The sequence below is a fragment of the Butyrivibrio sp. TB genome (assembly GCF_900110805.1).
Taxonomy (GTDB): Bacteria; Bacillota; Clostridia; order Lachnospirales; family Lachnospiraceae; genus Butyrivibrio; species Butyrivibrio fibrisolvens_C.
The window spans coordinates 72678-96160 of record NZ_FOER01000017.1 but is presented as its reverse complement, the minus strand read 5'-3'; the positions used below and the strand labels follow the sequence as shown (position 1 = coordinate 96160).

General features: G+C 37.4%; 15 protein-coding genes. 5 read left to right on the top strand and 10 right to left on the bottom strand.

The annotated features are described in order from the left end of the window. Positions 1-25 precede the first annotated feature (25 nt). Positions 26-874, bottom strand: a complete 849-nt coding sequence (locus BMX21_RS12230; RefSeq protein ID WP_022755943.1) for a class B sortase — start codon at positions 872-874, stop codon at positions 26-28. 91 nt (positions 875-965) lie between these two features. After that, entirely contained in the window at positions 966-1709 is a 744-nt protein-coding gene (locus BMX21_RS12225) for a YveK family protein (protein ID WP_022754898.1), read from the bottom strand. Between the two features lie 719 nt (positions 1710-2428). Between BMX21_RS12225 and BMX21_RS12220 the strand changes: the two genes are divergently transcribed. Beyond that, the gene (locus BMX21_RS12220) at positions 2429-3328 is read left to right on the top strand and encodes a DMT family transporter (RefSeq protein ID WP_092044778.1); all 900 of its coding nucleotides are present in this window, start codon (positions 2429-2431) and stop codon (positions 3326-3328) included. A 181-nt stretch (positions 3329-3509) separates the two neighbouring features. Here the strand turns inward: BMX21_RS12220 and BMX21_RS12215 are convergent, their stop codons facing one another. Continuing rightward, entirely contained in the window at positions 3510-4814 is a 1305-nt protein-coding gene (locus BMX21_RS12215; RefSeq protein ID WP_092044776.1) for a Y-family DNA polymerase, read from the bottom strand. A gap of 321 nt (positions 4815-5135) precedes the next feature. Then, positions 5136-5510, bottom strand: a complete 375-nt coding sequence (locus BMX21_RS12210) for a hypothetical protein (RefSeq protein WP_074757153.1) — start codon at positions 5508-5510, stop codon at positions 5136-5138. Positions 5511-6123: 613 nt separating this feature from the next. Here BMX21_RS12210 and BMX21_RS12205 point away from each other — a divergent pair. Continuing rightward, positions 6124-6696, top strand: coding sequence for an alpha/beta fold hydrolase (locus tag BMX21_RS12205; protein ID WP_022754893.1), 573 nt, complete (start codon positions 6124-6126; stop codon positions 6694-6696). A gap of 329 nt (positions 6697-7025) precedes the next feature. On the opposite strand, the gene BMX21_RS12200 is transcribed toward BMX21_RS12205, so the two are convergent. Further along, positions 7026-13472: a pectinesterase family protein gene (locus tag BMX21_RS12200; protein ID WP_092044773.1), complete on the bottom strand. Its 6447-nt coding sequence runs from the start codon at positions 13470-13472 to the stop codon at positions 7026-7028. 523 nt (positions 13473-13995) lie between these two features. Between BMX21_RS12200 and BMX21_RS12195 the strand changes: the two genes are divergently transcribed. Next, on the top strand, positions 13996-14496 hold the full coding sequence (locus BMX21_RS12195; protein ID WP_092044770.1) for a flavodoxin: 501 nt from the start codon (positions 13996-13998) through the stop codon (positions 14494-14496). A 183-nt stretch (positions 14497-14679) separates the two neighbouring features. Here the strand turns inward: BMX21_RS12195 and BMX21_RS19400 are convergent, their stop codons facing one another. The 3 genes from BMX21_RS19400 to BMX21_RS12180 all read right to left on the bottom strand — a co-directional run bounded on the left by BMX21_RS19400 (position 14680) and on the right by BMX21_RS12180 (position 18823). After that, positions 14680-15186, bottom strand: a complete 507-nt coding sequence (locus BMX21_RS19400; RefSeq protein WP_080655994.1) for a hypothetical protein — start codon at positions 15184-15186, stop codon at positions 14680-14682. Between the two features lie 130 nt (positions 15187-15316). Then, the gene (locus tag BMX21_RS12185) at positions 15317-17083 is read right to left on the bottom strand and encodes an ABC transporter ATP-binding protein (protein ID WP_092044767.1); all 1767 of its coding nucleotides are present in this window, start codon (positions 17081-17083) and stop codon (positions 15317-15319) included. After that, complete coding sequence (locus BMX21_RS12180; protein WP_092044764.1) at positions 17084-18823, bottom strand: ABC transporter ATP-binding protein; 1740 nt, start codon at positions 18821-18823, stop codon at positions 17084-17086. Positions 18824-19041: 218 nt separating this feature from the next. On the opposite strand from BMX21_RS12180, the gene BMX21_RS12175 reads away from it, so the two are divergent. Both BMX21_RS12175 and BMX21_RS12170 read left to right on the top strand, forming a co-directional pair. Beyond that, a complete protein-coding gene (locus BMX21_RS12175; RefSeq protein WP_092044762.1) occupies positions 19042-19437 on the top strand; it encodes a hypothetical protein in 396 nt (131 codons plus the stop codon). Positions 19438-20017: 580 nt separating this feature from the next. Continuing rightward, a complete protein-coding gene (locus BMX21_RS12170) occupies positions 20018-20623 on the top strand; it encodes a YgjV family protein (RefSeq protein ID WP_177174032.1) in 606 nt (201 codons plus the stop codon). A 97-nt stretch (positions 20624-20720) separates the two neighbouring features. Here the strand turns inward: BMX21_RS12170 and BMX21_RS12165 are convergent, their stop codons facing one another. Both BMX21_RS12165 and BMX21_RS12160 read right to left on the bottom strand, forming a co-directional pair. Beyond that, the gene (locus tag BMX21_RS12165; protein WP_092044756.1) at positions 20721-21974 is read right to left on the bottom strand and encodes a chloride channel protein; all 1254 of its coding nucleotides are present in this window, start codon (positions 21972-21974) and stop codon (positions 20721-20723) included. Positions 21975-21991: 17 nt separating this feature from the next. Then, positions 21992-23266, bottom strand: coding sequence for an O-acetylhomoserine aminocarboxypropyltransferase/cysteine synthase family protein (locus tag BMX21_RS12160; protein ID WP_022754885.1), 1275 nt, complete (start codon positions 23264-23266; stop codon positions 21992-21994). Positions 23267-23483 lie beyond the last annotated feature (217 nt).

Sequence of the window (23483 nt, the reverse complement as noted above, 5' to 3'; positions counted from 1 at the left end):
ATGCTTTTTACATCACTTTATAAGATCAGTTACTATCTATATTTCTTCCATCTACTTGTGTCATCACCGCTACTACCAAAAAGCGGTTATCTCTAAGCTTCCTGTCGCAAGTTGACAGTGTTACGATCTTACTGTCCGATGTTACATCCATGTCTTCATAATATATGCTGCGATCTTCTACAATGTCTGTTTGAAGAGACTCTAAAAAAGCATTCCTGTCTTCTTCGTAATCATCATCGTAATAATATGGTATATGTGCATCACTGTACATAACCGCAGCAAAAACTGTATAAGTATATGTATGGTCTTTGGTATAAATATAAATAGTCCTGTGATCCTTGAAGAAATCTTCATCTTCATAGTCATGAAGGGCTCCGAACATAGAACCGTCATTCATATTGTGACCATATATAACTGTGTTGAACTCAATGAACTTATTGCTGTCGCATAGTTCTGTATATGGGCATCCGTATTCTGAGTAGATTCCATCTGCCCCGTGGTTTAGATAATATGAATCATCTGTTGGATGCTGGGCTATTGGATAGTCAACCTTGGTATCCGGTATTGATATCCATGCGTATATGTCTTCGTTAGAAGCCTGAAGACTTTCAAAATCTATTGGGGAGCTAAACGATGCTGAAGTGCCTGAACCTGATGTCGTGTCGTCTGTTACCGATACATTTGATGTATCTGCTGTCTTATCTGAAGTATTGTCTGTATCAGAAGCTGTATCGCCTATATGAGCTGATTCCTGAACGCCTTGTACTAGCTGCTCATTGTGAATCTTATCCGATATCCTGTATCCCAGCACTGCTGATATTATTCCAAAGAGTATTATTAATAGTATACATGCTATGAGTTTTTTCTTACTCATGATTAACCTCATGTCGCGAGTGAAACGAGTGACTAATGGTTCAAATTGATGGAGCTCGCGTCATCAATTTGGGTTTGAAAGTGGAACACTTTCAAACTTTAAGCTTCCTCTTCTTATTAATAATTCCCTTATCCTTTGCAATTGATTCTTCAAGTGGGAAGGAAGCAAATGTTCCAAGTCCTAAATACTTCCTAACGTCATCTTCGTCCTTGATGGTATTATCAGAATAGTATCTGACAAGTACGAAGCCTGCTGCAAGGAGAAGACCTGCCATGAAGCCCAACGCTGTGTTCTTCTTGGTAGATGGCTTACTTGGAAGCTTAGCCGGTACAGCATCTTCTACTGATGAAGGCTTATCTGTATCTATAACCTGCGCAACTCTGTCTGCAAGTACGTCTGCGATCTCATTGGCTATGTCTGCTGCAAGTTCAGGATCGGGATTCTCAACAGTGATCTTGATGATACGTGAATCCTTAGGATTCTCTATATCTACTATATGTAGTAGATCTTCATAAGTAGTATCAAGCCCCAGGTTCATGATAACCTTCTCAAGAACCGGTCTGCTGGTACCAAGGATCTCAAAATCGACTGTAAGCTGTGATCCAAGCTGAAGGTCTGCCGCTGTTGTTATACTTGTTGTTTTTGAGAAAATGTAGATCATCGAAGATGATGTATATATCGGCGTCATAAAATTAATAGTATAAGCAAATGCTGCCGTAGCGCCGATGATCGCACATAATGCGATTGCAATGATGTTTTTCTTTAAGACAAAGAAGAGCTCAGCGAAATCAATTTCATCATCTTCTTCAAGCTGAATAAAATCCGTGTTATTCATATCTCACCATCCCTATTTACTTATAAATCATCATATCCACAGCCCCCTCATTGGCTATGAACTGACAGTGCCAAAAGCCCGCACTAAGCCCGCGCAATGAACCTACCCACTTTCATTGCCCGACAAATTACGTATTACTATTTATACATTCGTGTGACTTAGTATGATTTATACCGAAGAAGATTATATATGATTAACTATCACTTAAACAATCATATTTTTATTTATTTTTTATCATTTTTTATTAATTTTGCCACTTCTATCATAATTTATAGTTTTTTATCTAAATATCACATATTTGCTGGTGTTAATTGGATTCATTTTCCCTATAACCAGCTATAGTTTTTATGTTTTAAATGATTTTCTAGTGATTTTATTGTGATTATCTAGATGATCATAAATGATCATTTTGAAGTAATATTTTGTGGGGATATGATAAAGGGAGAAACTTTTTATAATTGCATATTTATAAATACCTTTATACAAGGCTTATATGGAAACTCTCACTTTTATTACGTAATTATGTGATTGTGTTTCTTCTATTAAGCTATTACATTAAGGCTCTTGAATAATTGCAGCAATATTATATAATCATTGTGTTGTAAAAAGATTTGTTCAAAGAAGAACAGCGGATTCACGTCCTGCTGTTCTTCTTTTATTAAAATCGAGTTATAGTATTACATTAGTTACTCGCTATGCTCGCGACATGAGGTTAAAAAATGGTTCAGACATCCAAACACAACAATTCAGCTCCAACAGGTAAGGAGCTAAGGCTTGCAATTATTCATATCCTGATTTCAGCTCTGTGCTTTGCTTTCATGACTTTCTTTGTAAGGATTTCGGGAGACCTTCCCACCATGGAGAAAGCCTTTTTCCGTAACTTTGTTGCTCTTTTTATAGCTGTATATGCTCTTGTCAAAAAAAGAACGGGTTTCAGAGTAGTTGAGAAGGCAAAAGCCTCTATGTTTCTAAGATGCCTTTTTGGAACAACAGGTCTTATAGCTAATTTCTGGGCTATAGATCATCTGGGAATAGCAGATGCCAATATGCTCAATAAACTTTCACCGTTTTTTGCCATCATCATGTCTTATTTTATAATGAAAGAGATTCCCAATAAGATTGACTGGCTGTGTGTTATTCTCGCTTTTTCCGGGGCTTTATTCATAATAAAACCAGGGCTTGGATTTGCATCTCTACCTGCTTTAGTAGGATTATACGGCGGCTTTGGCGCAGGCACTGCATATGCATATGTTCATAAGATGGGTAAGCTCGGACAGCCGGGGCCTACTATCGTCTTCTACTTCTCACTGTTCTCATGCCTTCTTGCTCTTCCATTCATGATAGCGCAGTGGAAGCCTCTGACTTTATGGCAGCTTGGATGCCTTATTATGGCAGGAATATCAGCCGCTATAGCTCAGTTCAATATAACTGCCGCATATCAGCTTGCACCTGCCAAGTCAATTTCTGTATTCGATTATACTCAGGTAATATTTGCAGCAATACTTGGATTCTTGTTCCTAAGTGAGATCCCTGATATTTTCAGTTTCATTGGATATGCTGTAATTATATTTGCCGCTATATTCAAATGGGAATATGGCAGAAGAACATCTGAACAATAAATAAAATGAATTTATGGCCCGCTAAACATGAACAATGTAGCACGTAGTGCGGATTTACGAATGTTTGAGTGTTGTGAGATTTTCGAAGAAATGGAACAATCCGGTTGTCATATGGTTTCAAAAGGAACTTTTGACACCTACCTCATAATATAAAGGCCACCGTGGCCCTGTTACGTATGAGTTACTTTCTTCCTTTATGGATCACGCCTTCACCAAATCTTTTTTCTATATCTTTAGTCATCTGGCGAAGTTTCCTCTGCTTCTCGGCTCTATCTGCATCAGTCGTATTATTTGTACTTCCTTGCCCTGCAAGATCGAACAGACTCATCTGTCTGTATTCTCCCTTATCAAGGTCAGATGCTCCAACGCCAACAAGTCTGATACTAAAGCCCTGAGCGAATATGCCATTTTCACCAAGAACAAGTTCATCCATGAGTCTTAGAGACGTTTTTAATAAAACTTCCCGGTCATTGGTAGAATCTCCAAGTCCCACCTGTTTTGATCGCCTCTGGAAGGAATCTGTTTTAATACTGACAGATACTGTCGATGCGAATACGCCGTCTCTTTGAAGACGCCTTGATACGCTCTCTGAGAGCCACTTAAGGATACCAGGCATTTCTTTTTCATAATTGGAAAAATTAATATCAGATCTCGTCGTTGTCTCATTAGAATAGCTCTTGGCATCCTCTTCATAAGGATTTATATGGCTACTTCCATATCCATTACAACTTCTATAAATGTATTCTCCTTGCTTTATACCAAGTAAGTCTTTAAGCAGTCCTTGATCCGTCTTCGCAACATCCCCTATGGTCTTCATCCCAAGTTCAGAGAGCCTTGCAGATGTCTGCTTGCCGCATCCATACAGATCGCCTATAGGAAGCGGCCACATCTTGGTTTGAACCTCATCTGGAAAAAGAGTATGGATCTTGTCAGGCTTTTCAAAATCAGAAGCCATCTTGGCCAGAAGCTTATTACAAGATATGCCTACATTGACTGTAAATCCTTGCGTATCCCGGATCTCATCTTTGATCCTTCCTGCAATGATAAGTGCAAATTGTCTGTAACTTTCTTCTGTATCGGCGTCTATATCACCGGCAGAATTGTACATCTGGCTTACCTGGTCTGTCATATCAATGAAAGCTTCATCTATGGAGACCTGCTCTATAATTGGCGAGTATGTTTTTAGTATTCTTATAAACTTACCTGAGTATTCGCGATAGGTCTTAAAGTCACTGTGTACCATCACAAGATTTGGGCATTTCTGCATAGCTTTGACTACAGGTTCACCTGTTACTATTCCGTACTTTTTGGCAGGTATAGACTTGGCCGTAATGATACCATGCCTGCTTTCTACATCGCCGCCCACTGCTGAAGGGATTGTCCTTAGGTCTATGGCATCAGGATCGTCTTTTAACAATTTTACAGCGCTCCAGGACAGGAACGCACTATTAACATCTACATGAAATATTATTTTTGAATTATCCATAGTAATAATCTCCCCATATATGATAACATGGCATAAGGGTTATTTGTTTATTAAATATATAGGAGAAATCACTATGGGACGCATTAAATGGTACTATGCACTTATAATTTTGGCAGCGCTTTTTGCAGCAGGATTATTACTTTCATTACTTAATAGTTTATTTTGAATTGCTCTATCTCCCGCTTGAACCATGCAATATAACTAAGAAAAAATGTTTGATAAAATAAAAAACAAGCTGACCCGTGGTATATATCCAACCTTTGGTCAGCTTGTTTTTTGGCTATTCTTGTATCCCTGATCATACTTTTAATATCAAGGCTATCAAAAATAAGCTCTATATAAGCAGTGGAGTGTATATGGAATGAACGCTACAATTCCTATCAGGCTTGATACAAACAGTGTAATAGGAAAAAATACAACCAGCAGCACTTTAACATTCTCGGATCTTCTGTTAAACCATGGAAGCACGAATACAGCAGCCGTGTATATGATAAGAAAAGATAATCCAAACATAAGAGAGCTAACTACATATCCGTTACTATGTCTAAAGTTCATATTCGACACAAGCACTGAAATATCCCATCTTTCGGCTACACAGTAGATCATGCCAACAGTCATTCCTATAACAAAAGCTCTCATCTGATAATAGAACTTATTCCAATATTCATCTTTGATATATGTGCTTGTCTGATTCATCTTACGCTCCTTCTCATAACTTAATAATATGTATAATTGTTTTCTGATTTTTAAAGACTTTTAGGGATGTGTCTTGAACAAGTGCTATATTATCACCTCAAAATCTCTTTGTGTCATTTTTCCGACGAAATGCACATTTTATTAGACGAACGGTAAATGCTGCAGACTTCCTACTTGGTCGGGGTGCATGTCCGAGAAAACCTCGCCAAGACAGGCGGAATATAAATCTTTAACACGTTTTTAATTGTTTTATAAAATTCATGAGCTTGATAGATGGAGATTTTTATTCTGCCAGGGGTCCACCTGTCTGAGCGAAGCGAGTTTGGACCCCAGAATAAAAAGCTCCAGATATCATGCCATGAATTATAAAACAATTAACAACGTGGCAAAGATTTATATTCCGCCTGCCTTGGCGAGGTTTTCTCGAACATGACCCCGACCATGTGTTTTGAGTTAATAAGTTGTAGAAGTATTGTTATTTCTCTTATATAATGGATACGGTGTTTGTTAAATACTAAGAATACAAATAAACCACTTAAGCTTGCCACTTTGAGATCTCTGTACCGTCCAAGTGGTAATTTCACGAAAAGACTAGCTAGAAAGGAGTAATATTTTGAAACTTGCAGTTATATTCCCGGGGATTGGTTATACAAACCAAAAGCCTTTACTATACTATAGCCAGAAGCTTGCCAAGACTCATGGCTTTGATGTTATAGCACTTGATTATACAGATTTCCCTTCTAATGTCAGAGGGGATGAAGATAAAATGAAGGAATGCTTCGATATAGCCTGGAAGCAGACCTGTGAGCAGCTTTCTAAAGTTGATTTTGATAAGTACACAGGAGAGGATGACTGTATATTCTTCTTCTCTAAGAGTATAGGTACCATCATGGCTGCAAAATATGCTCTTGAGAATAACATACTTGCAGGTCAGATCTACTATACTCCTCTCAAAGAAACCTTTGATTACGTTCAGGATGGTTATGGTCTCGCCTTCCATGGAACCAAAGATCCATGGGCAGATAATGAAACGATTGAAAATCTATGTGCTCAAAAGCACATAGAGCTTGTAGAAATACCTGAAGTTAATCATTCACTTGAGATGACTGATTCAGTCGTTGATGATATAGATTTTGTTGCAGATGTTATTGAAACTGTTGAAAGTTATGTATCTGATTATGAATGATATATCGTCACACTACGTTTTCTATTATGTATAGCGTTTGTTTTGCTACGTTTGTTGTATTCAACTAAATCACAATGTTTCCGGCCGCTTATTTATCTAAAATGTGGCCGGATTTTTTATGCTTTCTTATTGGCATTGCGTCGTTATATAATCACATCTGCTATTCTATTTGGCGGTTTTTTATTTTTAAATCCCTTTTCCTTGATTTCTATTCTGAATCGCACTATGTTTGTGCCATTTAAAAAATCAGCTGCTTGCATTGCTGTAAGCAGCTGATTTCAAGGCTTTCATCACAATCCTATGTTATTGGCTATAACAATTGCTATGATTCAGATTTTTAAGAGTTTTCCGCCAAATATTCTTTTTGCAAGGTTATAAGCTCTTTCATAGACGCTATGACTTTCAATCAGTACTCCGCTATCATCAAATACATATATATTCCACCATAGCTCAATGCATCCTTTGACCATGACTCCGTTATCTCCAAAGTAGTACTGCTTGCCGTCTATATTCTGCCAGTATCTGACCATAAGGCCATCATCTCCGAAGTAGTATGTATTACCATTAGCTGTTATAAATTCATTGGTAACCATAATACCGTCGCTGCCAAAATAATATGTATTCCAGATCCATCTTGTAACAAAGCCTGTAGCCATATGACCATGATCATCAAAGAAGTATGTAGCTATGCTTCCGTCATCTTTTGTAATATTAACAAAGGCATCTTTTACAATGCGTCCATCTTCTCCGGCATAGTATGTAACTCCTGATACTTCAAAGAATCCGTCATCTTCCATTACATAGTTTTCATCAAAGTAATAGGTATTCCAGATCCACTGTGTCATAAAGCCTTTGACTGCATGTCCATTGCCATCAAAGTAGTAGGTCTTATCAGAAACTGTAATAAAGCTGCTATATGCCATTACTCCGCTATCAAAGAAGAAATACAGCTGACCATCAATCATATGAAGGCCTGTAAGGTATGTTCCGTCTGAAAGCTGATAATAAACGTTCCACCACTTTCTTACAAATCGTCCACCAAGTTCCTCAGAAGTCTCATTTTCAATTGGTTTATTTTCACCAGCTTCTTTTACACCATTTTCTTCTTCCCTGGTTACTTCTACACTGGCAGATGCTTCTCCTTCTACATTAGCTCCTGTATCAGTCATGGCGGTATCTGAAAGAACCAGGAATCCGTTCATATTGATAGTTCCGTCTTCATTACGTGTTATACCACTGATAAGGTCTGTAGCATTAGAAGTCATAGATGATCCGATAGCTGCATCAGCGTCAACAGATTCAAACCATGTATCATCAACAAGTGTGCCTTCCGTATTGGTTGATACTCCGTTTATCATATAATAGTTCGATGTACCATATACTAATGTTTCATCTTGCGTGCCTTTTAGCTTGAGCTGATCATCTTGAACGCCATCATTTCTGTATGAGATAACTCCATTTGCTTTAAATGCTGTATTCGCAGCATCATTGGTATAGAATGCAACATTGTATGATCCGTTATTAAAAGATGTACTGTTTGTAACCTGTATATCAGGACAGCTGTTAGAATCGATACCTTTTGCCTTATTGCAGAATGCAACGCTGTTTATAAGTTTGTGACCTCCTGTGATAGAAGATCCTCCCATCTTAAATCCGTTACCATTACCTGCATCTACAAGGTTACCTTCTTCATCAAGTACATATCCGTTCATGTAAGCTACGCTGTTTTGGATAGTTACAGTTCCGATTGCACCTGTTTCAACTTTGGCAAAAAGATCCCAGCCATCATCTGCATTATATGCAGCAATACATCCATCAAAGACATTGCCATCTCCAACTGTAAGCTTAGCTGCAAATCCGTCCGCATCTTCATATCCTGCATCAGCATTAAGGAATGATGTACAGTTAAGAATGGTATTGTATGAAGGCCAGTCTTCATATGTATCTGTACTCTTATAACGACTTACCTGAATTCCTGTATTACCGTTCTTATAAGCATGGATATCGTCAAGTGTATTATGAGAACCTGATAACTGAAGTCCTTTCTGCGCATTCTGTGATCTGGTTACATCAAATCCCTGGAAGTACCAGTAGTCGCCTGCAAGTATCATACCTGCGCAAGTGCCTCCAAAGTCAAATACAGGTCTTTGAGAAGCTTTAGGATCAGCAATCATATATATGAACTTATCTTCTGTTCCGCTTATGCCTCTTTCTACAACTATTGTACTTGTAAGATTGTAGGTGCCTCCTGATAAAAGAATCTTATCTCCCGGTTCTACAACCTTGACTGCTGTATAGATATCCATCGGTTCTTCTTTTGATCCTATGGCATCTGCACTTCCATCAGGGCTAACATAATAAACGTATCTGCTTCCTTTGTCATAGTTGACCGAGATGGTAAATGTTACGGTATCGTATGATGTTAATACTTCATAAGTATCGAATCTAAAATCCGAATCAGGTATAAATGTTCCAATGTAAGTATTAGAGCCATCCTTTAAGGTAACATTTGTTTTTATTTTAGCATTTGCAGTAACGTCTGTTTCTTCAAGAACTACATTTCCATCTTCGTCTGCAATAGAAAGCTTTCCATCAGCATTGCCATAATATACAAGTTCATATGAAGCCTTATTAGCAAAATCTGCTGATTCAAATCCAGCTACAAGATCTGTATATGTAAGAGGGTGATCTTCTTTGGCATCATCATCTGAAGGTGCAACTGTAGTAAGATTTGCATTAGTAACCTTGATAGTTGCATTTCTAGCAGCAAAGAAACCTACATATATATGATCTGAATCTATCATTGTAAGGTTATCGCCTTCATCAGGATGATAGAAGAGCTGTGATCCTATTACATTGCCTTGAAGGTCAGAGTATGTTAATACATAACCTGTGTTATTCCTTCTGATGGACATATGGAACGTTGTTGTAAGATTTGCTACATCTGTCATTCCGGATGTATTGGTATAATTGCCGCACATATTATAAGTGCCTGCTTCAAGCCCCTGATCAGCAGCGCTTGTTTCAAGTGTGTACATGGTACTTGAGAACGCGCTTACATCTCCGCCTTTTATTGTCTCAAGGTTATCAGCTGTAACACCTTTCTTTTCCTGAGCTCCTACACCTATTTTCATAGTATATGCATTACCATTGTCCCCTGTATATGAAACCTTGGTTACAGCAAGCATATAAGAGTTATTCCAGAATGTTGATGTATCGCCGTTTACACCGACAGCATCAGCTGCCATAATACCAAAACCTTCCTGTCCATTGGAAAGCTTCCAGCTGTCCACTGTGATATCAGCTTCTAATGTAAAGTTCTCACTATCTGCATCTATTGTCGTATAGTAGAAAGCAAGGCCGTCTGTTGAAGCAGGTACGAGCTTACCTTTACCATTGGTTGATGCTACTGTGATAGTTCCATCAGCAGCAACGCTTGCAGTATTATAGTCTGTAGAAACTGAAGATCCATATGTGGAGAATTCCCATGAATGCTCTGTTTCTTCTGATTTATTTTTTCTAAAAGCATCAAGTGTTATCTTGGTACCATCTGTAAGATAAGGGCTTGTAAGAACGCTGTCAGAAGTGGTCCAAGATGTCCATGATGGAATTCTGTCTGCAGAATACGAAACACCACAAGCTTCTATTGTTTCATACTCATACATCATTCCTTCTCCGCCAAGTGAGTTAAGCCATCCTGCCGGCTGGATAAGGGATTCACTGTTATATGTAGATGCAAGTGCACTGTCACATGCATCAATTGTAGTGTTATAGAATACTACTTCACTGCTTCCTGCCTGCCATGGTCTTCCAAAGTATCCGGGTTTACTTGTAGTATAGCTATAATACCTTTCGTCAACATCAACGCCGGCTTCTACACTTGTAATATGGCACTCATACATCAGATATCCTCTGCCTGAAGTCTGCTGGGCAGCTGTTATATAGCCGACATCATTTTTATCATCAGTTGTATTAAACACAAGATCGCACTGATAAAAGATTGCTGTCATACCGCCATATATATAGTCTACAGCGCCGTATATACTACAGTTATTGAACTCTGCGTATGTATTCTTGCCACCATATAGAGTATCCTGACGTCCTACAACCTTACAATTTGTAAGCACTATATCAGAAAGACTATTACCAAGTGCAAGAGCTGCAGCTCTTTCTACATACGCTTTCTGCTGTACTACAGTACTTCCCTGTTCCAGAGTATCTCTGCTTCCATCAGATCCTTCCTTAGCTCCTTCCTGTGCTACGATAGTATCTGCAGCAGCAAGCTCTGATACATACTGGTTGAATGAGTTTTCAAATATGATTCCGTCTGCTTCAAATCCATCAGCATTAACATACACTGTAGCATTCCACATTGTTGCTGTTCCAGAACCAGGATTAGTTACAGTAGGATATCCATTTTCTTGGTTAACTTTAAGTACTTCTTCGTTATATCTATAATCCTTGTCCATGGAATAATAAGTATATCCATGGCCATAATAAGATGTGATCCTGACTGCATTGTCAGTAATAGATACTCCGGAATCTGCAAGTTCTATACTTGCATTATCACCACTGGAGTTGATAAGTGATACATTATCAACATCTATTACAAGCATCTCCTGATAATCACCTGGATCTATCTCTATAGTCACTCTCTGAGTGCTTGCATCTCTGTCCATGTTTCGAACAGCATCCAGAGCTTCATTGATAGTCTTATAGTCTTTATCAGTACCGACTGTTATCTTTTCCGAATAGGCTATCGCATTATTATCAGAGACTTTATTCATTACAATCTCTTTTGTTGTATCTTCGCTTGCAACCTTTAGATCAGAAGTAAGCGACATCTCATATCCTGTAAGCGTAGCTTCTATGTGATACTGACCATCGCGAAGAGCTATATTACCGTCGATTACATCCTGACCTGTAAAGCTATATATGTAATTGCCCAGTTCTCCTGTTATAGGAGTTTTCAGTATAGTAAATGTAAGCTTAAGATCTTCAAGCTCTTCCTGAGACGGTCCTGTCACAATAACATCTACAAGATGCATATCCTTAGCTTTAAATACTATATCCATCTCACCGTCTTCATCTGCAGTTATAGATGTCGTTACAAGTTCATAATCGTCAACACCCTGTGCTTCAAGATCGTAAATCTGCCCCTTTTCAAGTTCAAGCGTAAACTCATTGGTGTCAGCTGTTTTGGCAAGAACCGGTGTATATGGTCTGTCTTTGTCATGATTTGTAATTATAAGTTCCAGGTTCAGAGCATCTTCTACAGACAGATTCATAAACTGACCGGTTAATGTAATTATATCTACTTTTGTAACAGCAAGATCGACTGTTATTTTATCATCAGATACATTATCTATTGATATTACTCCATCTGTTAACTTTGTAGAGTCTATTACATAACCATTTGCTCCTTTAAGCTCTACTGAGTAGTCATACATCTTATTAAGTACAATGCTATATGAATATGAGCCATCCTTGCATTCTACATCTGTTGTCATAGATGTAAGTTCATCACCTGAAGGTGTCTTCTGTGTAAAAACAAGTGTTGCCGTGTCAACGTCGAAAGATGCCGGCACATCAATATCGCCTGTTACTGTAACATCCCCTGCATGTTCTACATATACTCTTGCCACAACAAGTTTCTCATCCAAGCACCAAAGAAAATAATCGCCGTCTGCACTTGCATAGAATACAAGCTCTTCAAGACCGGCAGCTTTTGTATAGCTTGCTGTCTGAAGTGGGTCTTCTTCTATATCCTGTCCCCAGGCGTATGTTGCAGCATTGCTATTAGAACCGGCAAGTACATAAACTATATCTCCTTTTTTTAGAGATGATATTTTAAGACCTGTAGCATTTGTACTACTGCTATTAGAATAGATATATCCTCGATATGTGTTTCCTTCTGCATCTGTCTTACTCTTGTCATCATATCTTGAGATATTCTCATTGGTAGATCTTAATCTATTGTTAGTTTTGGCACTGTAAAAAGATAATCCGGTACCGGTATCAAAGCTTCCAAGCGTAACTCCTGTAGAGCCTTCTGTAACAGATTCATCATAGAAGCCATTAATTATATCTTCAGTTAGCAGATTGTTATAAGTTATCACTTCTGTATCTTCAAGATAATCCCCTGCAAAGTCCCATACGTCATATTCGTGCTGATAGCCGTCATTGGAATCTGACGGCTTACCTTGACCAAGATACTCTACTTCATTTTTAATGTCCTGCTCATCATCTGAACTAGCACTATCTGTAATAGATTCAGCTTCTTCAACATCAGATTTCTCAACGTCATCCGAATCTTCACTATTTGTATCTTCTGCATCGCTTATATCAGAAGCATTATTTATATCATCACTTGTCATGTCTTCATCATTTTGGCTAGAATCAGTAACTTCCACAGCACACTGTGCTATGTATCCGCCATCTTTGGTTGTTACTGTTATAGTTGCATTCCCTTTTGCTATGCCCGTTACTTCCCCATCATCAACACTTGCTATAGCTTCATCAGATGATGACCATTCAAGATCACTATTAGTAGCTTCGGCAGGATATACTGTTGCTGACAACGATGCCTTTTGCCCCACTTCAATTTCAAGACTATCCTTGTCAAGCGCTACGGACGAAACTGCTACTGCCTGATATGATTCCTCTGCATGTGAAGCAAAAGATGCACCAGGCAATAAAGCAGTAGTTGCCATAGTGGTCACTAATGGTATGACCATTACAGCAGCAAGAAATCTTGCTTTACTGATTTTCTTCATAATCAACCTCCCATATTAAATTGTTATTTGGATTGTAAACGTTTACAAAGAACTTGTAAGACTATTATTAGCATATTTTAGTTATTATTTACAGCTTTTTGAGAGCAATTTATTATTTTCTGTAACTTCTTACAAACTGATCGACTATTATTTGTCAATTTTTCTCTAATTTTACTTTCATACAGCTGTGAAACTGTTTACAATTGTATCTTTTTTCTATAACACCATATCAGATATATCAGATGTTATGATTCCGGGTATTTATCAGAATGTAATCTTGCCGGAGTGACGAAGCGTAAAATATAAAAAAACGTAATAATAACTATGCAGCCATATGAATTTAGTATAAAATGAACTTTGTTCCAAAATTAATTTTCATGTCTAATGTTTAAATATCATAGTATATATTTTTTTATATACTTTATTTTATACTGATAATGTATATAATTTAAAATTGTGACCCAGATTACAATTAATCGGGCTTATATATAATTAGTTTTTATAACTAACGAAGGGATATAAAATGTTCTTCAAAAGAAAGAAAAAGACACTTGTCCTCTATTATTCACAGAGTATGGGCAATACTAAAAAGATTGCAGAAAAAATCGCAGAAGCAAAATCATATGATATCGAGCCTATTCTAACTATCAAGAAGTATACAGGTTCATATGACGATATTATGACACAGGGCAAAGAGGAAGTTGAAAATGGATACAGACCTGAACTTCAGCCTCTATCACACGACCTTTCTAAATATGACAGAATAATAATAGGTTCTCCTACATGGTGGTATACAATATCTCCTGCAGTTTCTGCTTTCCTTGAAAATAACAGTCTTGCAAGCAAGACTGTTATCCCATTTGTTACTTTTGGAGGCTATGAAGGACATTCGCTTTCAGATTTAGAAAAGGCCTGCGGTTCAGCTAAGATTATAAATCCTAAGTCTATTCAATTCGACGCTGAGAATCTTAACAAGATGGTTATTTCTGATAAAGAACTTGATGCCTGGATTCAGTCCTTATAAATCTCATACATTTTTGATAAAACAATATCAGACATTTGTATCAAACCGATCAGATTATTTTTTCTTACTAAAAAAACCGGAACCACATATAGCGATTCCGGTTTTTATTCGCTTGAACACACGATCTAATTTCATTAGATCTATTCCCATATACTATATTAAAACAATATATTAGGGATATGATTATTTAGCTACAGCTTCTAATGTCTTTTTTTCTTCAGCTTTTTTGGAAGTAGTAGCTTTCTTTGCTGTTTCAGCCTTAGGAGCAGCTGCCTTTTTGGTAGTTGTTTTCTTTGCTGCTGTTTTCTTTGCTGCAGGCTTCTTCGCTGTAGTCTTTTTAGCTACAGTTTTCTTAGGCGCTTCTTCCTTTGCCTTGAGCTGTTCAAAAGCATACAGGATCTTATCAAGATCTCCCCAAACCTTTGCAGTCTCATCATTATAAGCGTCCTTAAGACTAACTTTCTTGGATGACAAGCTAATAGCTACATCTGCACTTGTAGTAACAACTGCATCTCTGTCATAATACTCAAAAGGTTCAACATCTACATTACTGTCTGCAATCTCTACATAGAAAGCGCCTTCAGCTTCACCTTCGATATTGAACTGAACTGCTACATGCTCTTTAATGTTGCTGGCATCTAGCGCACCATAATTCTTCTTTACCTCTTTTACCAATTCTTCATAAGTCATTTTCTCATAACTCCTTTTTTACTTGGTTGTAGATATTCTGAATTTCTTAGTTCGCATTACATGTACCATTATCTCATATTTCGAATAATTTTCAATACTTTACCGCATTAAAATGCAGCAAAAAATAGCATCAGATGGCTTTTCCAACAAACTGACTCATATAAAGGTCATAATAGAAGCCTTTTCTTTCCATCAGCTCTTTGTGATTTCCCATCTCTACAACGTTACCGCTCTTCATAACAAGAATAATGTCTGCATTTCTGATAGTACTAAGTCTATGAGCGACAACAAAGCTGGTCCTGCCTTCCATCATCGCATTGAAAGCTTCCTGTATCTTCATTTCAGTTCTGGTATCAATTGATGATGTAGCTTCATCTAATATCATCATAGAAGGCTTCCCCATCATAACCCTGGCAATACATAGAAGCTGTCTCTGTCCATGTGAGAATTCTTCGCCATTTTCTGAAATAATAGTATCGTACTTTTTAGGAAGTTTCTGGATAAAAGAATCTATATGGCATACTTTAGCAATTTTTCTCATATCTTCATCTGATATATCAGGATTTCCCATAGTTATATTTTCTCTTATTGTACCTGACTTAAGCCATGTTTCCTGAAGGACCATTCCGTATCCATTTCGAAGTGCTCCTCTCTTAATATCCCTTATATCAGTTCCGTCGACAAGAATAGCACCTTTACTAATATCATAGAATCTCATCAATAGATTTATAAGTGTTGTCTTGCCGCACCCTGTTGGGCCGACTATAGCTACGTTTTGTCCCGGTTTTACTTCAAGATTGAAATCTTCTATCAGTTTCTGACCTTCTACATAAGAAAAGCTGACCCCTTCTATCTTAACTTCACCATCAAAGTGATCTCTTGCTATAGCATCTTCTGAATCAGGTGTCTGACTCTTTTCTTCGATAAAACTGAATATGCTGGCAGCACAGGCAATTGCATTCTGAAGTTCAGTGATAACACCTGATATCTCATTAAATGGTTTAGTATACTGATTTGAATATGACAAAAAAGCTGTAAGCTGACCAACACTCATACGTCCGGATACAACGCTAAGAGCGCCAAAGACTCCTACTCCTGTATATACAAGACTGTTTATAAATCTGGTTGATGGATTAGTAATTGAAGAATAAAAGGTTGCTTTAAGCGATTTATCTCTAAGCTTTTCATTTATCACATCAAATTTTTCTATAACTTTTTCTTTTTGATCGAAAGCTTTGATCACTCGCTGTCCTTCTATCATTTCATTGATGTATCCGGTCTGCTCTCCGCGTATAATCGACTGTTCTTTGAACATCGTAAAAGTTTTCTTTGAAATAAAACCGGCAACTACAAATGATAAAGGCGTTATGGCAACTACAACTATTGTAATATAAACATTTACAGTCAGCATAAATAACAAAGTTCCGATAATGGTTACTATGCCTGTAAAGAACTGCGTAAATCCCATCAAAAGCCCATCTGCAAACTGAGCAGCATCATTTATGATCTTACTTTCTATTTCTCCATATGCATGTGAGTCAAGATATGAAAGAGGCATCTCCTGAATCTTATGAAATGCATCATTTCTAATATCTCTTACTACATTATAGGTCATCTTGTTATTGCACAGATTGATAATCCACTGGCCGATGCTGGTGATAATAACAAATATCATAATCTTTGTTATTATAAACATAACTCCGCCAAAATCCACCTTTGAAGGTCCAAACATATAATCTACCGCCTGTCCGGTAAGCTTGGGTATATATAATGTAAACAATACTGTTACAAAAGATAATATCAAAGAAATATACAGATATATTCTGTATTTTTTTATGTAATTAAATACCTTTATCAAAACTTCTTTTTGACCGGTCTTTTTACTTGTTTTACTCATTTACAATGCCTCCGTTAAAGCTTCTTCTTTGGGGAATTGTGAATAGTATATCTCCTGATATACTTCATTATTATCTATAAGCTCTTTATGAGTTCCAATTCCTGCAATCCGTCCTTCATCCAAGACGATTATCATATCTGCATTTTGAACCGAAGCAGCTCTTTGAGAGACTATAAATGTTGTCATATTGGCAGAATTCTGTGAAATAGCCATGCGAAGCTTAGCATCTGTCGCAAAGTCAAGCGCAGAAGCGCTATCATCCATTATCAATATGTCAGGCTTTTTCAAAAGTGCACGGGCAATTGTAAGTCTTTGCTTCTGACCGCCTGAAAGATTACGTCCGCTTTGTTCTACCATGTAGCCGGTCTTACCTATCTTCTCTTCTACAAACTCTCTTGCCTGTGATATATCAAGAGCAATATTTATATCTTCAGGTGATGCATCTTCATCACCCCATTTTAGATTATCAGATATGCTACCTTTAAATAGCTCTGCCTTTTGAAGGACTACACCTATGTGAGACCTAAGATCCTGAATGCTTAAATCTCTTACATCCTTGCCAAATATCCTTACATGTCCTTGTTGAACATCATAAAATCTTGGTATAAGACTTATAAGCGAGGTTTTACCGCTTCCTGTTCCTCCGATTATTCCGACAGTCTGTCCCTTCTTGACCTTAAAGCTTATATTATCGAGAACATTCTCACCATCTTCTTCATATAAGAATGAAACATTATCAAACTCAACCGCAATATCTTCTGACGATACATCCAGCTTTTGATCTCCATCTATCATATTAGGCTTTGTATCTAGTACTGATGCGATTCGATTACCGCAAGCAATTGCTTTAGTTATCTGAATTATAAGATTCGCAAGTTTGATAAGTTCTACAAGTATCTGAGACATATAGTTAAGAAGTGCTATAACTTGTCCCTGGGTTAGTATACCTATATTGATACGAACAGCTCCTGTATAAATCAAGATAACGGTTGCTATGTTTATCATCAGGTAAGTAAGCGGGTTCATAACTCCGGAGATTGCTCCAACATACTGCTGAGCATGATTTAAAACTGCATTTCTATCCCTAAAAATGTCTTCTTCACTTTTTTCCCTATTAAAGGCCCTTATAACTCTAACACCGGTAAGATTCTCTCTCGTACTTGTCATTACACTGTCCAGCTTGTTCTGAACCGCTTTGTATAAAGGAAGTGTCCATATTAGTATGATAAAAACTACTACTGATAAAAGAGGAATTGTAACTACAAAAATTAAGGCTGATTTAACATCTACAGTAAATGCCATGATCATGGCACCAAATACTACAAACGGTGATCTCATAAACAGCCTTAAGAACATATTGACACCGCTTTGAACATCATTGATATCACTTGTCATTCTATTTATCAATGTATCAGTTCCAAACAGATCTATCTGCGAAAATGAAAAATCCTGAATATGTTCGAACAGTGCATGTCGTAGCTTAGCTGAAAAGCCTGTTGCAGCTCTGGCAGCAAAATACTGCGCCGTGATCGCAGCGCAAAGTCCGACAACACCAAGGAGTACAAGAACAGCACTCATCTTAATAATATGTGATCTGTCAGCTTCTTTAATTCCAACATCTATAATGGAAGCCATAACAAGAGGAACCAGTAATTCAAATGAAGCCTCCAGCATTTTAAAAACAGGAGCAAGTATAGACTCCTTTTTATAATCTTTAAGATATTTGAGTATTGATTTCATATAAACCTTCCTGCTTGAAAGTGTTAGTAATTAAATTTATGGCCGCATCTATTCTAACATAATATAAAATAGATTCAAAATTTTGCCAAAATGGGGTTAAGTTATTCCGGGGTATAACCGATAGATAAGTAAGATAACTATACCTTTAGATATTAATTAATATATACCTTATGTAAAAGCAAGGATTGCTTTGTAATACAGCAAAGGAGGGCAAATTTATGAGTAATATGAATATAGGCAGTATCGCCAGTTCAAGTATGCTGAATTATCGTCAGCAGTCTGCACTTAGTACAAAGTCAGCTACAGCCAATGCTCTTTTTGGTTCACTAAATATAGATGAGTCAAATATCGCAGCAAGCATCTCCTTATCCGATTATGGTCAGATAAAAAACGGAAGTTATGGTAAACTACTGACTTCCTATTATAAAAAGATTGACTCAGAGACTAAAGTTTCATCCACCAAGACCGATACTACAGATGAAGCTTCAAAAACAAAAAAGACATCATACGAAAATAACTCTTCCAATGTTTTAGAATCTGTTCTGTCCACCTACAAGCCGGACGGAACTGCAAACAAGGACAATACAGGTTCTAATCTTGACACAACTGTTTAAGTCAAATGTTAATTTCTCTTGTCGGATCCATACAAGAGAAAGAGCGCTTGCTAAAAGTGTATGTCAATCACTTTTACGCAGCTCATAACATACAGACAGCCCATGCGAACAATATCGCAGCTAGGCTGTCTTTTTAATTTTCTTTTTATGAAATCCTCTGAGGCAGAGCCGATGCGGCCCGTTTATAATACATTTTCGTATCTTGAAGGTGTTATAATTCAGGGCAATATATCTGGATCTTTATATTCTAGGGTCCAAACTCGCTTCGCTCAGACAGGTGGACCCTAAGAAGAATATAAAGATCCAGATATATTGCTCCTGAATTTAATAACACCTTCAAAAGATACGAAAATGTATTATAAACGGGCCGTATCGGCTCTGCCTCAGAGGATGGCGTATGTTTGGCAAGTGCGAAGTCTTAGTAATTTATTTATGATATATACCGAAATACATATATGATGATCAATAATCAATATCGTAAATCCTTATTGATTTAAATGCCGCTCATCTGATAGAATTATGAATTGCTTTTCTTGTGTACTTATATGAATCTAAAAAACTTATCTTCATGGAGGTTATTATGAATCTAAATCTATCAATCTTTGATATCATCGGTTATGTTGGATCACTACTCGTTGTAATATCAATGCTCATGACTTCTGTAATGAAGCTTAGGATCATCAACACTGCCGGAAGCGTACTTGCAGTAATCTATGCTATAGCAATACATGCCTACCCTACTCTTGTTATGAACCTTGCTCTTATCATTATCAATGTCATCAATATGAGAAAGCTAAGCAATAACAGTCCGGAATATAGAATGGTGAAAGCTCCCGGCAATGATGCTATTCTTGGAGATCTTGTTGCAAGATACCTTGATGACATCAAAAAGTATTTCCCGGGATACAGAGATCTTACAGCTGAAGATACTGCATTTATAGTATTTAATTCAGATGTACCTGTTGGAATAACTGTAGGAACTATAAATAACAATTGTTTTGATATTATGATAGACTATACAGTCCCAGCGTATAGAGACTGCTCAGTTGGTAAATTCATCTTTTCTCATCTTAAATCCTTTGGCCTTACCAAAGCTCAGATGATCAACCCGTCAAACGAGCATCTTAATTATCTTAATAAGGTTGGCTTCTCAACAGATGGTAACAAGTTTATCAAAATGCTGTGATCATACTATTTTGCCCCTGCAATTTGCAGGGGCTTTATTATTGCAGGTAAATACCTAAAACACATCTTATATTATGGCTTTTAACCCTTACGTCATATTATTTATATTTGAACTTGGAATACTTGATCCTCTGACTTCCATACAGACTGTCATAGCCGGAAATCGCGTAGCTGATGGCAGTCACTATCATATAATAAAATGCTCCTTCATACCCAAATAGTTTAAACGCGATAAGTAGTGATGCTATAGGACAGTTAGTTACGCTGCAAAATAGAGCCAGCATACCAAGAGCTACTGCAAGCTGGTTTGGAAATCCTACTATGCTTGCATACAGCCTTCCAAAAGTGGCACCTATATACAGAGTCGGAACAATCTCTCCTCCTTTAAAACCTGATCCTAACGTTATTGCAGTAAAAATCATTTTTATCAGAAAAGCAATGTAAGGTGATTCACCATCAAAAGCCATTTCTATAACATCTATTCCTGCTCCATTATAATATCCGCCTTTAAATACATAGGATAATCCTATTATTATCAGGCCGCCGCATATAACTCTTATATACGAATTTTTTATTATTTTATAAAAAGCTTTTCTTGTATATCTGATGCTAAGACAGAACATTATCCCTATAAAAGCACCGATTATTGCAATGAATACACTCTTTATTGCAAGCTGCGCTGTAAGCTCCGGAACTATTTTGACAAAAAATACATCAGCACCTACTCCGAAATATCTGGCAACATAAAGTGCAACCAAAGAAGCTGCTACACTTGGCACAAGAGCTGCATAATGCATAGCACCAACGCTTGACAACTCTATAGAAAAGACAGCTGCAGCTATGGGTGTTCCAAATAAAGATGAAAATGCTGCCGCCATTCCAGACATTGTCATTATCTTTTTGTCATCATCACACAGCTTTATAACTTTACCGATGTTATATCCGAGGCTTCCGCCAAACTGAAGTGCTGCGCCTTCTCTTCCTGCTGATCCTCCACATAGATGGGTAAGAAATGTAGCTATTATGATTAGAGGCGTTTTAAAAATGGGGATTGATTCATTGGCCGTGATGGCCTTGATAATAAGATCTGTACCTGTATCATTATGATCATCAAAAAAATGATACAGATATACAATTAATATACCTGCCAGCGGTAGCAGTAGAAGTACATATGGATTATTATGACGATATATATTTGCAAAAGTGAGTAAGTGGGCGAATATTGCGCCCACAAACCCAACTATAATACCTACTATCAGTCCAAGGATAATCCACTTTGCAAGAAGCAGCAAACTGATTCCTGTCTTACGAAGGCTACTATCACTTTCTTTGATATCAGGTATAATTTGCACAGAAACCTCCTTTGAGCTTAGATAGCTCCGAGTGCCTGTTCCAAATCCTCTATAATATCATCAACATTCTCGATTCCAACTGATAATCTTACAAGATCCGGTGATACACCGCCTGCAAGGAGTTCTTCATCTGTCATCTGGCGATGTGTTGAAGATGCCGGGTGAAGCACACAGGTATGTGCATCTGCTACATGTGTTGCGATCATGGCAACTTTGAGATGCTTCATAAATTCTTCGGCAGCTTTGCGTCCGCCCTTAACCCCGAAAGATATAACTCCGCAAGTTCCTTTGGGCATATATTTCTTTGCTCTTTCATAATATTTGTTGCCTGGAAGTCCTGGATAATTAACCCATTCAACTTTATCGCTATCCTGAAGGAACTGCGCTACCTTCATAGCATTGGATACATGTCTCTCCATACGTACTGCAAGAGACTCAAGTCCAAGATTAAGCATATAGCAGTTCATAGGAGAAGGGATAGAACCAAGATCTCTCATGAGCTGCGCTGTACACTTGGTAATGAATGCACCTTCTTTGCCAAACTTCTCTGCATATGTAATTCCATGATATGATTCATCCGGTGTACAAAGTCCCGGGAACTTATCTGCGTGAGCCATCCAGTCAAAGTTACCTGAATCAACGATAACTCCGCCTACTGTAGCATCATGTCCATCCATGTATTTGGTAGTAGAATGGGTAACTATATCTGCTCCCCATTCAAAAGGGCGACAGTTTATAGGTGTTGCAAATGTATTATCTATAATAAGCGGAACACCGTGTGCATGAGCTGCCTTAGCAAAACGCTCGATATCGAATACTATAAGTGCCGGATTAGCTATAGTTTCTCCAAATACTGCTTTTGTATTAGGCTTAAAAGCTTTCTCAAGCTCTTCATCTGAACAGTCAGGATCAACGAAAGTAAAATCGATACCCATACGGCGCATTGTAACATTAAACAGATTAAAGCTTCCGCCGTAGATTGTTGATGATGCTATAACATGATCTCCATTGCCGGCAAGATTAAATACTGAGAAAAAAGTTGCTGCCTGTCCGGAAGATGTAAGCATTGCTGCTGTTCCTCCTTCAAGTGCTGCGATCTTAGCTGCAACATAGTCGTTCGTTGGATTCTGAAGTCTTGTATAAAAATATCCACTTGCTTCAAGATCAAACAGCTTACCCATGTCTTCGCTTGTGTCATACTTAAATGTTGTTGACTGAACTATTGGCATCAGACGAGACTCACCATTTTTAGGTTCATAGCCTGCCTGAATACATTTTGTCTCCGCTCTCACTAAACTTTCCTCTTTTCTATATTTTATTTTATTATTTATTCAAATTTCCACAGGTGAGGTTTGAATTTTATTATCATAATATGATGTTTGCTAAATCAAAGTTCTTAAATATATATAGCATCATTACTTAAACATGTCCATAATTTTTTTATCGCATCACCTTGATAAAGTAATTACTTTATTGTATTTATCATCCTAAAGAAGGATAATAGTATAA

What these genes read in the sequence shown, in the direction of transcription:
- BMX21_RS12170 (WP_177174032.1), top strand. Translation starts at nt 20,018, where the DNA reads ATGAATCTAAATCTATCAATCTTTGATATCATCGGTTATGTTGGATCA.
- BMX21_RS12210 (WP_074757153.1), bottom strand. Translation starts at nt 5,510, where the DNA reads ATGAATCAGACAAGCACATATATCAAAGATGAATATTGGAATAAGTTC.
- BMX21_RS12230 (WP_022755943.1), bottom strand. Translation starts at nt 874, where the DNA reads ATGAGTAAGAAAAAACTCATAGCATGTATACTATTAATAATACTCTTT.
- BMX21_RS12215 (WP_092044776.1), bottom strand. Translation starts at nt 4,814, where the DNA reads ATGGATAATTCAAAAATAATATTTCATGTAGATGTTAATAGTGCGTTC.
- BMX21_RS12200 (WP_092044773.1), bottom strand. Translation starts at nt 13,472, where the DNA reads ATGAAGAAAATCAGTAAAGCAAGATTTCTTGCTGCTGTAATGGTCATA.
- BMX21_RS12175 (WP_092044762.1), top strand. Translation starts at nt 19,042, where the DNA reads ATGAGTAATATGAATATAGGCAGTATCGCCAGTTCAAGTATGCTGAAT.
- BMX21_RS12195 (WP_092044770.1), top strand. Translation starts at nt 13,996, where the DNA reads ATGTTCTTCAAAAGAAAGAAAAAGACACTTGTCCTCTATTATTCACAG.
- BMX21_RS12185 (WP_092044767.1), bottom strand. Translation starts at nt 17,083, where the DNA reads ATGAGTAAAACAAGTAAAAAGACCGGTCAAAAAGAAGTTTTGATAAAG.
- BMX21_RS12220 (WP_092044778.1), top strand. Translation starts at nt 2,429, where the DNA reads ATGGTTCAGACATCCAAACACAACAATTCAGCTCCAACAGGTAAGGAG.
- BMX21_RS12180 (WP_092044764.1), bottom strand. Translation starts at nt 18,823, where the DNA reads ATGAAATCAATACTCAAATATCTTAAAGATTATAAAAAGGAGTCTATA.
- BMX21_RS19400 (WP_080655994.1), bottom strand. Translation starts at nt 15,186, where the DNA reads ATGACTTATGAAGAATTGGTAAAAGAGGTAAAGAAGAATTATGGTGCG.
- BMX21_RS12225 (WP_022754898.1), bottom strand. Translation starts at nt 1,709, where the DNA reads ATGAATAACACGGATTTTATTCAGCTTGAAGAAGATGATGAAATTGAT.